Source organism: Mycobacterium sp. PO1, from assembly GCF_017312405.1.
Taxonomy (GTDB): Bacteria; Actinomycetota; Actinomycetes; order Mycobacteriales; family Mycobacteriaceae; genus Mycobacterium.
The window spans coordinates 1-12,084 of sequence record NZ_BLTG01000053.1; the positions used below are offsets into that span (position 1 = coordinate 1).

The 12,084-nt window shown below is 65.7% G+C and carries 11 protein-coding genes and 1 pseudogene; 6 read left to right on the forward strand and 6 right to left on the reverse strand.

Features of this window, described 5'->3' with window-relative positions; genetic code table 11:
- Positions 1 to 228 (forward strand): annotated as a pseudogene (locus J3476_RS18475) (hypothetical protein); the annotation flags it as partial.
- A gap of 72 nt (positions 229 to 300) precedes the next feature.
- The gene (locus tag J3476_RS18480; RefSeq protein ID WP_207067854.1) at positions 301 to 1,068 is read left to right on the forward strand and encodes a cytochrome P450; all 768 of its coding nucleotides are present in this window, start codon (positions 301 to 303) and stop codon (positions 1,066 to 1,068) included.
- An 18-nt stretch (positions 1,069 to 1,086) separates the two neighbouring features.
- Here J3476_RS18480 and J3476_RS18485 read toward each other — a convergent pair whose 3' ends face one another.
- Both J3476_RS18485 and J3476_RS18490 read right to left on the reverse strand, forming a co-directional pair.
- Entirely contained in the window at positions 1,087 to 1,497 is a 411-nt protein-coding gene (locus J3476_RS18485; RefSeq protein WP_207067855.1) for a PPOX class F420-dependent oxidoreductase, read from the reverse strand.
- Positions 1,498 to 1,679: 182 nt separating this feature from the next.
- On the reverse strand, positions 1,680 to 2,132 hold the full coding sequence (locus tag J3476_RS18490; protein WP_207067856.1) for a helix-turn-helix domain-containing protein: 453 nt from the start codon (positions 2,130 to 2,132) through the stop codon (positions 1,680 to 1,682).
- A 56-nt stretch (positions 2,133 to 2,188) separates the two neighbouring features.
- Between J3476_RS18490 and J3476_RS18495 the strand changes: the two genes are divergently transcribed.
- The 3 genes from J3476_RS18495 (at position 2,189) to J3476_RS18505 (ending at position 6,821) form a co-directional block, all read left to right on the forward strand.
- The gene (locus J3476_RS18495; RefSeq protein WP_286183320.1) at positions 2,189 to 2,863 is read left to right on the forward strand and encodes an SDR family oxidoreductase; all 675 of its coding nucleotides are present in this window, start codon (positions 2,189 to 2,191) and stop codon (positions 2,861 to 2,863) included.
- Between the two features lie 155 nt (positions 2,864 to 3,018).
- The gene (locus J3476_RS18500) at positions 3,019 to 5,760 is read left to right on the forward strand and encodes a helix-turn-helix transcriptional regulator (protein ID WP_207067857.1); all 2,742 of its coding nucleotides are present in this window, start codon (positions 3,019 to 3,021) and stop codon (positions 5,758 to 5,760) included.
- A 38-nt stretch (positions 5,761 to 5,798) separates the two neighbouring features.
- Positions 5,799 to 6,821, forward strand: a complete 1,023-nt coding sequence (locus J3476_RS18505) for an alcohol dehydrogenase catalytic domain-containing protein (RefSeq protein WP_286183321.1) — start codon at positions 5,799 to 5,801, stop codon at positions 6,819 to 6,821.
- Position 6,822: 1 nt separating this feature from the next.
- On the opposite strand, the gene J3476_RS18510 is transcribed toward J3476_RS18505, so the two are convergent.
- From J3476_RS18510 to J3476_RS18525, 4 genes are all read right to left on the reverse strand, one after another.
- Positions 6,823 to 7,479 (reverse strand): isochorismatase family protein, encoded by a 657-nt coding sequence (locus J3476_RS18510; protein ID WP_286183322.1) that lies wholly within the window; start codon positions 7,477 to 7,479, stop codon positions 6,823 to 6,825.
- Positions 7,476 to 8,876 (reverse strand): FAD-dependent oxidoreductase, encoded by a 1,401-nt coding sequence (locus tag J3476_RS18515; RefSeq protein ID WP_207067860.1) that lies wholly within the window; start codon positions 8,874 to 8,876, stop codon positions 7,476 to 7,478. Before J3476_RS18515 ends, J3476_RS18510 begins: the two co-directional genes overlap by 4 nt.
- Complete coding sequence (locus J3476_RS18520) at positions 8,873 to 9,712, reverse strand: alpha/beta fold hydrolase (RefSeq protein WP_207067861.1); 840 nt, start codon at positions 9,710 to 9,712, stop codon at positions 8,873 to 8,875. The genes J3476_RS18515 and J3476_RS18520 overlap by 4 nt, the downstream gene beginning before the upstream one ends.
- 121 nt (positions 9,713 to 9,833) lie before the next feature.
- Positions 9,834 to 10,898, reverse strand: a complete 1,065-nt coding sequence (locus J3476_RS18525) for a hypothetical protein (RefSeq protein ID WP_286183324.1) — start codon at positions 10,896 to 10,898, stop codon at positions 9,834 to 9,836.
- A gap of 506 nt (positions 10,899 to 11,404) precedes the next feature.
- On the opposite strand from J3476_RS18525, the gene J3476_RS18530 reads away from it, so the two are divergent.
- Positions 11,405 to 12,082, forward strand: coding sequence for a cutinase family protein (locus J3476_RS18530; protein ID WP_307726964.1), 678 nt, complete (start codon positions 11,405 to 11,407; stop codon positions 12,080 to 12,082).
- Positions 12,083 to 12,084: the final 2 nt, after the last annotated feature.

A 12,084-nucleotide genomic window follows, 5' to 3' on the forward strand; every position in this document is an offset into this window, starting at 1 on the left:
TTCAGCGGGAACACGCCAGTGGCACACGGCGAAATCCAACAGGCCAACCGCGATTGGAAGACCTTCGCGTCGTTCGACGGGCCGATGTTGGCGCCGAATCCGCTGATCTCGGCCGGGCGCTCGCTGATTACGCTGGATCCGCCCGATCACGTCGAGATGCGACGGATCATCTCCTCAGAATTCACCCCGCGCATGATCGGCGCGCTCGAGCAGCGTCTCACCGATTGAACTGCCCGCATCCTCCAAGCCGCAGTCGGACACACCTGCGATTTCGTGCGCGATATCGCCTACCAAGTGCCGATGCATCTGATCGCCGACATCATCGGCATCCCCGAGGACGACCGGTCATGGGTCTTTGAACGCACCGATCATCTCCTCAAATCCGGTGACCCGTACGGCAAATACACCGAAGACGACCGGCTCGGACTGCAGACCGAAGTGTTCGAGTACGCCCAACGCATCACCGCCGACAAGCGGGCGAATCCAGCTGATGACGTATGGACAAAGCTCGCCGAGCAACTCGACGGTTTCGAGCTCGAGATGTTCTTCCTTCTGCTGTCTATCGCCGGCAGTGAAACCACACGAAACGCGTTGACGATGGGCCTCATTGCGCTGCTCGACCACCCAGACCAGCTCGCCGAACTGCGTGCCAACCCAGAGCTATCACCTTCGGCCGCAGACGAAATCCTGCGCTGGTCGAGCCCCGTGCTGATATTCGGGCGGACGGCCACCAGAGATGTCACCATCGGCGGCCAGGACCTCAAAGCCGGTGACCGCGTGGTGTTCTGGCATCCGTCAGGCAACCGAGACGAAACAGTTTTCCAAGATACGTTCCATTTCGACATCCACCGCTCCCCCAATCCGCACATCGCCTTCGGTGGCGGTGGCGTGCACTACTGCCTGGGCGCCAATCTCGCTCACAAAGAAATACGGGTGGTGATGGAGTCCGTCGTGGCCGGCTACGACATCGAGCTCGCTGCACCGCCGGTGTGGACCGGATCCGGCCCGGTGCACAACGTCGGCATCAGCATCGACTCCCTTCCCGTGCGCGTCACCGCGCGCACCTGACCGCCACACCCCCCGGGATCAGATGATGCGCGCCTTCTCGATACGGATTCTCGTCAACAGTCCTGGCGGTGAATCCGGCGGCGGAAAGTGTTCACTGGATCCGAGCATGACTTCGGCGAGATCGGTCAAGAGTTCCGGAGCGCCGCCCTCGACGATGCGCGCCTCGCCGGTCACGCTCAGATACGGGGTCGGAATGCCGGGGTGCGGTTGCTTAGACATGATCGTCACCGCTACGCGCGGGTCGCGCCGGATGTTGCGCGTCTTCTGATATTCGGCCAGGTGGGCACTGACCAGTTCGTCCCCGTCAGGCGTGGACTGCAGCGCTATCCACACGACTGACACCTGTGGGCTGCCGTCGGGGTTGAGCGTGACGAGCGTGGCATCGGTGCCATCGCCGATGAGGGCGCGGGCGTCATCGTCGAGTTTCATGGGTTCCCTTCGTGTCGATCGTCGCCACAACCCGTTCACGACGAGCGCCGTTCCAACGGGGCGTGTTTCGCAGACTCCACCCCACTAAGCGGCTTTCTGACCGCTGTTGTTCCCAGACGCGGGTTCTCGCTGATCGCAAGATTCCGAGCCGGTCTCACCTGATCGCATCGACAGGTAATCGGCTAACGCCGCACCGGCTTGCGGACCAAGCGGACCTCGGCATCGGCGACTACCGCACCATCGTGACGGTGGAAACCGGCCGTGACCGGTTCGCCGGCGCCGTCAACGAACCGGTAGGGGGTGCCACGACGTCGGTCTGCATGCTTGTATCCCCACTGTCCGATCGCTCCCAGGACCACCACCAAGTCGCGGCCGGCTTCGGTCAGCTGGTAAGCGCTACGGGTACGATCACCCGGCTCGCGATAATCCACGGTCTCCAAGATGCCCGCTGCGACCAGTTCGGCCAGCCGCGCGCTGAGCACATCGGAAGCCACTCCAAGCTCCTCGCGGAACTCCGAGAACCGGGAGCGGCCCAACAGGGCCTCGCGGATGATCAGCACCGACCACCGTTGGCCGATCACCGCCATACCGCGCGCGATGGGACAGGGATCGTCAGACCAAGGATCGGTACGCATTTGTACATCCTACCCTGTGTTGGAATTTCCAATTCAGACCTGTTAGCTTCGGCAATGTGACTGAGAATCCCATCCTTGGCTCGTCAGCCGTCGTCACCGGTGGTCAGCGCGGCCTCGGCAAGGCGATCGTCGACGAACTCCTCACTCGCGGTGCAACCCGGGTGTACGCGACGAGTCGCCAGCCCTCCCCCGTCGACGACTCCCGGGTCATCAGCATCGAACTCGACGTCTCCGACGAGCTATCCGTCGCCTCTCTCGCACGCACCGCGACCGACGCCACGATCGTCGTCAACAATGCCGGCCTCCTCGGAGGACAATCGCTGCTGAACAGTCCGATGGCCGAGATCGAGTCCGTCATCGACACCAACCTCTATGGCGCACTGCGGATGACACGGCACTTTGCGCCGGTGCTCGAGACCAACGGTGGCGCATCGACGATCGTCAACATCGCCTCGGTGTTGTCCTGGTTACCGTCCGGCGCGTACGGATGTTCCAAGGCAGCGCTGTGGTCGGCCACCAACTCGCTACGACTCGAACTGGAACCTCGCCACATCAACGTCATCGGCGTCTACCTCGGGTACACCGATACCTCGATGGTGTCCGATCTCGACGTCCCCAAGAATGATCCGGCCGACGTCGCGCGTCAGATCGTCGACGGAATCGAGTCGGGAGCAGCCGAAGTCCTCGCCGATGACTTCACGCGCGAGGCGCGCGCATCGGTGTTCCGCTGACCGTCTCACCCACACGGACACCCGGCCGACGTGAGCTTGTTCATGCGGCGAGCGCATCAGCTCAGGCGGCCGGTGCGGCACCCACCGGATGTCCGTCCCGCGATCCCCACCCGGCTGGATTGGTATAACCAATCCAGCTGTGATACCGTCATCAGGTGATCGGCCGCAATCACGAGTTCGAAACGATCACCGCAGCTGCTGCCAAAGTGACGGCCCGAGGGTGTGCGCTCGTGGCCGAAGGCGAACCCGGGATCGGGAAGACCACGCTACTGACGGCTTGCGCGCAGTGGGCCGATGAGAACGGGTTCACCGTCTTGTCCTGCGCGGGTGTGCAATCGCAAGCCACCGTCGGCTATACCGGTGTGCACGAACTCGTTCACCCAATCCTGGGTCATGTGGACGCACTCCCGGTGTATCAGCGGCGCGCGTTGCATGCGGCGTTCGGTTTGGCCGAGGAACAGCCACCCAACCCGCTGCACATCGGCGTCGCGATGCTCGGCCTGATCGAAGAAGCCGCCGCCCACCGGCCGTTGATGCTCATCGTCGATGACGCGCAGTGGCTCGACGACTCCTCGCTTCACATCGTCACATTCGTCGGGCGGCGGCTGGCCAGCTCGCCGGTGATGATGCTCTGCGCCACGCGTCCCCACCTGGACGGAAAGCCGACGCGACTCGTGTCGTTGCCACGACTGCCCCTGGCCGCACTCGACGATGCGGAATCCCGAGTCCTCATGAGCAGTGTGATCTCCGCTGCCGACGGGCATGGCCTCAGCGAGTCTGCACAGCGCCGGGTGCTGGCCGAAGCCGCCGGAAACCCCCTGGCCATCGCCGAACTTACGAAAGCTTTGATGGCCGCTGCCGACCAGAGCACGGTCTCCGCGAGAACGCCGTTGCCCACCACGCGGAGGATCGAACAAGCCTTTCTCGACCAACTCAACGCCCTGCCCCAACCGAGTCGCCGCATGCTGGCACTCATCGCGGCGGGCGGCGACACGGCGCTGGCCGACGTGGTCACTGCCGCGTCCCAAGTGGGCCTGTCAGAGGCGGACCTGGATCCGCTGGAGCGCACCGGTCTCATCACCATCGCCGGCGGGGCGCTACTCGTGCGGCATCCGCTGATCCGGTCGGTCGCATACCGCGCGGCCACCATGACGCAACGGTCGGCGTTTCATGCCGCCCTCGCCGCGGTGACCGGCGATCCGGTGCGCGCCGCATGGCACCGCTCGGCGGCGGCCTACGGCGCCGACGAACTCATCGCGGCGGACCTGGAGGCGGTGGCCCAGAACGCCCACCGTCGCGGAGCCAATGCCGAGGCGGCAGCTGCATGGCGGCGCGCCGCGGCGCTGTCACCATCGACAGACCGTCGCATCCGCCGACTTGCCAATGCGATCGAACCTGCCTACCAGGCCGGGTTGACGGCGGAGGCGATCGAAATCCTCGACGAGGCCGAGCCGTTGGCCACCGACCTCGGCGACCTGTTCGACTTGGCGTTCGCCCGCTTCAGCCTGGCCGTCACCACGGGAGTGACTGCGCCGCTGATAAGCGACCTGGTGAAGTTGGCTGACCGCTTGGGCGCTGCCGATGTGCCGAGCCTCGCCACCGCACAGATCCGCCTCCTGGCGGCCGCGGCAGCCCAATGCCGGATGCATGGCCTGAACGACAACGATCGCTGTCTGGTGGCCGACCGACTGCATGCACTCGAACGCCTGGACGACCCTTTGGTCCTGATCGCCTTGGCGACCATCGAAGACACGAAGTATGCACGCGAGTTCCGCTGCCGCGCCCCGTCTCTGCACAAGCAGGTCAGCGACGACCTGACGGCGCTGATGTCGATGGGACTCGCCGGGGAATCGGCATCGGACCTGAGTACCGCACGGGGATGCTGGGAACGTGCCATCACGGTGGCCCGCAGAACCGGCGCGCCGGCGATCGAATGCGAAGCGCTGCGCGGCGCCGCCCGATCCCAGATCATCGCCGGCCAACTAGCCGAGGCGGCGGTGAATGCGCAAAGCGCGCTGCGCATCGCCACTGACGCAGATCTCGGGATCAGCGTCGGAGCCGCGGCAGCCCTGCTCGCGCGAATCCATGCATGGCGAGGCGAATCGAGGTCAGCGCAGCAGGCACTGACCACAGCTCGACAGAACCTGCCCAGCGACACTCCCCTGCTGTGGCTCGACGACCTGGCCTGGGCGGCCGGCATATTGGCGCTGACCACCCATGACCACGAACGCGCCTTCACCGAAATTTCGCAGATGGCCCGCGACCGAGGTTCGCGCAGATGGGCGATCGCCGATCTCACCGAAGCGGCGGTAGCCAGCGGCCACACTCAGGTGATCAGCCAGCTGATCGACGAGATCGATGCCGAAGCCAACGCACTGGAATCACCGCACGTCGTCATGCTGGTGCACCGAAGCCGCGCGTTGATCGCGGGCGCCGACCGCGACGCCGAGCACCATTTTCGTGCCGCTCTGCAGACCGATGAGGCGGCAGAACACGCCCCCCTGGAATACGCGCGCACCCAGGCGGCCTACGGCGAATGGCTGCGCCGACAGCGCCGTATCGTGGATGCGCGCGCTCAACTGTCTTCGGCGCTGCGTGTCTTCGAAGTCCGTGGAGCCCAGCCGTGGTCGCAGCGCACACGCGGCGAACTGCGGGCGGCGGGCGTACAGGTGCCCGGGTCGGTGACCGCACCGGGCCCACTGGCGATGACGCTGTCGCCGCAGGAGTTGCAGATCGCCCAGCTCGCCGCCTCTGGTCTGACGAATCGCCAGATCGCCGACCGGATCTACGTCTCACATAGGACTGTCGCGACCCACCTGTACAAGATCTTCCCGAAGCTCGGCATCACCAGCCGTAATCAACTGCGAGACAGTATCGACCTACAGTCATCGTGCTGATACCGGTTCCGTGACCGAGATGATGAGGTGGACCGATGATGTCTTATCGGGCTTATCAGGTCACCGGGCAGCGTCAGTTCGCCCTCGTCGAACGCGAATTGCGTGATCCCGACGCCGGACAGGTGCGCATCCGGACAGCTGCGTGCGGGGTGTGCCACAGCGACACGCTTGCCGTGGAAGGCCAGCGCGCACAGCCAGACCAACCGATGGTGCCGGGTCACGAGGTGGTCGGCATCATTGACGCCGTCGGCGCCGGCGTCGATCCCCGATGGCAGATCGGTGACCGTGTCGGGATCGGTTTCCTCGGCGGACACTGCGGGCAATGCGATTACTGTCGCCGTGGTGACTTCGTCAACTGCACCGACCAACCTCAACCCGGGACGACCGCTGACGGCGGATACGCCGAGATGGTCTACGCCAGACCAACAGGGCTGGTCCGGGTGCCCGAAGGTTACGATGCACTGAGTGCCGCTCCCCTGCTGTGCGCCGGCGTGACCGTGTTCAACGCCATCCGAGCCGCAGGCGCACCGCTGAACTCGCTGGTCGCCGTACAAGGCATCGGCGGCCTCGGACATCTGGGTGTGCAGTACGCCAAGCAAATGGGCTATCGGGTCGCCGCAATCGCCCGCGGCACCGAAAAAGCGAAGCTGGCGGCGACTCTGGGCGCAGACCACTACATCGACAGCGCCGCCGAAGACACCACATCGGCCCTGACGGCGCTCGGCGGGGCGACGGCGATCATCGCCACGGCAGCCAATGGTGCTTCGATGGCGGGTCTCGTGGCCGGGTTGCAGCCCCGGGGACGAATGGTCGTCGTCGGAGCCTCACCGGAGCCGATCCCAGTTCATACGCCCGATCTGATCTTCGGCGGACGGAGCATCATCGGCAGCCTGACCGGATCGGCCATCGACAACGAGGACAATCTGGCGTTCGGACTCGCTCATCAGATCGCACCGATGCTCGAACCGCTGCCGTTCGAGGAGGCCCCACAGGCATATGAGCGGATGATGTCGGGTCGCGCCCGCTTTCGTGTCGTCCTCGATTTCGCGCTCTCCCGGTGATTCACGACCGCGACGTCATAGCTCCGATGACCTCCGCTGTGACCAGGACAGCGTGAGCGAGAAAGCGGTAATTCACTAGTGCTGCTTGGTATCCGTCACCCCACACCGGGTGACGAGGTCCCGCCACCGCATCGACGGCGACGGCGACTTCGAATCCCTCCTCGAGCAGATGGCGTAGATGGGATTCGACGCACATGTTGGCCAGCATCCCCGCGAGGACGACGCGCTCACACCGGCGCTTGCGAAGCTGCAAAACCAGATCGTTGGTCTGTGGACCGAACACCTTGTGCGGGCTGACGACCGTGGTGCCGGCGCCCTCGATGTAGGGCGCCAGTTGCGGCAGCCAGTCGGCTCCCGAACCCGCGAACCCCGCGAGATCGAGCGCGCCGGCGCGGGCGAACGTACCGGTGGCCAACTCGTCGGATTCGAGGGGCCCGTTGAACTGCCATTGCGAATCCGACGGGTAGAAATAGTGCGGTGAGATGACGATTGGATAGCCCTCCCCCACTGCAGTTTCCATCAGCGCCGCCAGGTTGGCGACCGTGTTGTTCTCGGTGACACTGGCGCCCACGGCGCCCCAGTTGCGGCCTGCTGGGCTCAAGACGTCGATCTGTGGGTCGATGACGACCACGGCGGTGGTGCCGGCATTGAGTCTCACTCCAAAAGTCCTAACAGCTGGTTGAAGCATTCCGACATGGACGGGTGGGTGTACATCGCGTCGCGCAACGCATGAGCGCTGATCCCGTGTCGCATCGCCAATGCCACGATGTTGATCACCTCGTGGGCATCGTGGCACAGCAGTGCTGCACCGAGAATGTTGTCGGTGGCGGCGTCGACCACCACCTTCATCATCCCGACCGTGTCCCCGACGATGCGGGCTCGCGCCACCGTCGCCAGATTGACGACGGGACTGGCAGCCACCCGAATGTCGTAACCGGCGGTGCGGGCTTGGCATTCGGTGAGACCGACCCGCGCCAGCGGTGGGCTGAGGAACAGGCAGTTCGGTACCGCCTGACGCTGTGAGGCCGCCCGGGGGGAGGCGGCGCCAGCGAGCTGATCGAGCACGATGCGGTAGTCATCGAGGGAGACGTAGGTGAACTGCGGACCTCCGTTGACATCCCCGACGGCGTAGATGTGGGGTTGGCTGGTCCGGCGGTGCTCGTCGACGACGACGGCTCCGGTGTCGGTGACCTCGACGCCCGCACGGTCGAGTCCGAGATGCGTGGTGTTGGGTGTGCGACCAAGAGCAACGAGCACAACGTCTGCATCAACTGTGGTGGTTTGTCCCTCGACGAGGTAGTCCACCCGGGCTATCGACGGAAGACCGGGACGCGGAACCGTCTGGATGCCGGTGGTCTCGGCGCCGGTCACGAGGGTGACGCCCCGATCGGCCAGCACTCCCCGGGCCGCGGCGACCACATCGGGGTCTTCGTGCGCGAGCACCGCAGGTCGTTGCTCGAGCACGGTGACCGACGTGCCGTAGGCGGCGTACATCGATGCGAACTCCAAGCCGATGTAGCCACCGCCGAGGATGGCGAGACGGTCCGGGCGTGACGCACGGTGCAACAACTCAGCGCTGGTCACCGCGACCGGACAGTCGGACAGGCCGGGGATGTCGGGAATCAGCGGGACCGAGCCGGTCCCGATGACGATGTCCCCAGCGGTCACCGTGATCAACTCGTCGTCGCCGATTCGCACCTCGACCGAGTCGGCGTTGACGAAGCGTGCGCGTCCGGTCAACACCGTCACCGCCGGGATCTGCACCAGGCCAGCAAGATTGGCTGCCCGCAGCCCGGCAGTGAGCTGCTCGGTGGCAGCGACCGCCCCGGCATAGGCCGAGGCTCCCGCCGCGCCTTGTGGCCGGTGTTCGCCGTGGTACACCATCGACTTCGTCGGCACGCACCCGGTGTTGATGCAGGTACCGCCGTACATGAGGACCGTCTCCTCGACCAGCACGACCGTTCGTCCTCGTCGACCCATGTCGGCAGCCAGAGTTTTGCCGCCCTTGCCGAATCCGATTACGAGCAGGTCGGCGGTGATCACTGTCCCATTCATGCGAGGAATGCCAGGACTTCGCCGGCGAAGTCGTCGATGTGCTGGAAGAGGAAGCCGTGGCCGGCGTCGCTGTACAGAATCGCCTTCGCGTTGGTCAGCCGGCCGGCCATCGCGAAGGTGCCGTAAGCATCGATCATCCGGTCGTGCGCGCCGTTGGCGACCAGCACCGGGATCGCGATGTCGGCGAGAGAGTCCCAGACACTCGAACCGGTGGATGCGATGACCGCCAGTTGAGCCTTCATCGTCTCCAGGGACACCGGAATGTGGTCTTCTGACAGGGCGCGATTCTCGAGCCGACGCAAAGACTCGAGCCCCAGCTCGTGGCCCGGATCGTCGTCGGGGAAGAAGAGATAAAGGAAGTCGTCGTCATCGTTGACCGGTTTGGTGGCGACCTGCCAGATCTTGGGGTCCGGTTGCGGCATTCCCGGGACGCCGCCGCCCGGTGAGCTGCCCGCGACAACCAACCGCCGCACCAGATCAGGACGATGCAACGTGGCCGCCTGCACCACGATGCCGCCCAACGACCAACCCAACAGGTCGACCTCGGTCAACCCCAGCGTGTCGACGAACTCGGCCAGGCCGCCCGCCAGCGCCTTGATGGTGGTCGGGGCGGCGCCGGTGGTCTTGGCGTGGCCGATGTTGTCGAAGATGATCACGTCACGCTCGACCGCCAACGCGTCGAGGAAGTCGGGATCCCAGTGGTCCATGGTGCCGCGGAAGCGCAACGCGAGGACCAGCGGAACACCGGCGTCGGGCCCGAATCGGCGGTAGGCGTACCGGGCGCTCGGCCCGTCGAGAAAGCGGGTTTCAGCCTGTGCGGACAGTGATTCAGTCACGGCTCGATCGTGCGCGGCGGGTGTTCGTCCGGTCCATACGCATTTTGACTGTCGTTTGCCGACGACGGCCCCGCGCCACTCCGCCCGGTCTGCTGACCACCGGGCTGACCGGCGCGGCGCGTCACCGCAGACGCAGGGTCAGCGCCAAATGTGTGCCCTCGGGCAGATGGCCGGGCGGGAGCAGAGCGATCCAGCCGCCGCGGCTGAGAACGATCTCGATCAGTTCGTCGACGACGTCGTCGATGACATCGGGATGGTCGACGTCATCGGCCGGTATCAGGTTGTCACCGTCGGGCGCCAGCCGCGCCGGGTAGAAGAAATCCTCCTCGACCGCGAGCATCTCGGGTCTCTCCCAGCGCGCCGCCATCCACGCGGTGTCGACGTCACGCAACACGCGGTCCTCGCCGGCGCGCCGCTCGATCAGATCCAGGGCCTCGGCAGCCCGTGAGCGCAGATACTCGTCGAGCACTGGCCGCACCAACTCGCTGAGCGCATCGGTCGGCGTCTTGAGATGGTTGCCGGCGACCAGGCCCGCCAGCCGGGACATGTTGCGAGACATCCGTCGGAACTTCGACCCGGTGGGCTCGGCGGCGACGACGATCAGGGGCATGGGGTTGAGCCGAAGTGCAGCCCCGAGAGCGCGATCGACCCGACGCAGGAAGTCGTGGTAGCGCTCCGAGTCCCGCCCACCGTTTCCGCCGTAGGTGCGACGGTGGGCAGGAAAGGCGTTCCCCGGCGCGGGTGACAGCACCGTCCCGTGGCCGTGCAGAAGCCGCGCCTCGTCCAACGACAACAGCAACACGGTGTGTCGCGGCGAGTGCTGCAGGCTGCGGACCAGGTCACGTGTCGCGAAGGTCGGATCGATCACGCACCGATCGACAACGGACACCGGGAGGCTGATCCGGCATTGGTGCGACCGGCTGACGAAGAAGGCCACCGCACGGTCGGCCGGCTCGTAGACGGCGCGGGAGATCATGTCCGAGAGCATGTCCAGCAGCGGTCCGCGATCATCGATCGCCTCGTCGCGAAGCCGTGCATCCGCCTCGGCAGCCAGTGTGAGAAGCCTTGTCGCATCGGCCTTGTCGAGCAGTCGTCCGGGTGTCGTGTTCGCCAGCAGCGAGATACTGGGGTAGGCCCGCATCGATTGCAGGACGGTCACCGTGTCGGCGTTCAGCGGAGTGGTCACACCGCCTCGGTAGGCACGAAATGCTGCCGTGGGATCAGCCAGGTTTGCGGCATTGACAGTGTCATCGGTCAGACTCACAACACGTCCTATCTGCTCGCCGCGACCGGTTCGGGGCGGCGTTTCACGTGATGCGGTCTTCCTCACCCGCAGTGCTGCGGGCTCCTCCACCGGACCGGGATCTGCCCGGATCGTGCTGACGATGGCGGACGTCGAAGAGGTACTCCCCTCAACAGCAGAATGCCGAAATGTTTTCGCGTGTCAAGGTTCCCCTGTCATCGCACGCGGCCGACTGGAACAGAGCTCCTCAGACGACGCCTACATGGCGTCACCGCGACGGCGCGTCGGCACTTCGGTGGACGATCACGGCCACTTTGCCCCTGCACCCGGCAGACAGTGGATACGCTGTCGACCGAGCACGCGGTAGCTGTCCGGTCAGTGAGGGGGAGATCCTGACCAGAGGAATTCGGGTCGTCCAGACTTTCCTGGCGCCCACCGTCATGGCGCTCATGGCCGTGAACCTCGGGGGTCCGAGCGCATCCGCGCAGCCGTGCCCGGACATCGGTGTGGCTTTTGCGCGCGGAACCTCGGAGCCTGTGGGGGTCGGCGCCGTCGGTCAGGCATTCGTCGACTCGGTGCGGGCCCAGGCGTTTCCACGCACCGTTGGGGTGCATGGCGTCAACTATCCCGCCAGCAGCGACTTCTTCGGCCCAGGGTTCACCCAGAACGTGGCCACCGGCGCCCGCGATGTTCTCGACCACATCCGCGGCGTGGTCTCCGTGTGCCCGCAGACCCAGATGATCGTCGGCGGGTACTCACAGGGCGCCATGGTCAGCGCATTCGCCACCTCCGACGTGTTGCCGGCCGGTCTCCCGCCCGAGGCCGCGCCGACCCCGTTGCCACCGGAGATCGCCGATCACGTCGCCGCCGTCGTTCTGTTCGGCAGGCCCAACGGGCCCGCCCTGGTCAAGTACGGCGTGCCGGCAGTCGGCGCCAGTCCTCCGTACGCCGCCAAGCTCCTCGAGCTGTGCGCCACCGGCGATTCGGTGTGCGCCGGCGACCCGGCCGCCCCGGTGGATCCGGCCGCACATGGCCAGTACGCGGCCAACGGAATGGTCGGCAGTGCCGCCGCATTCGCGGTCAGCCGTATTCTGCCCGCTCCGCCGCCCCCGCCCCCTCTCCCCTGACC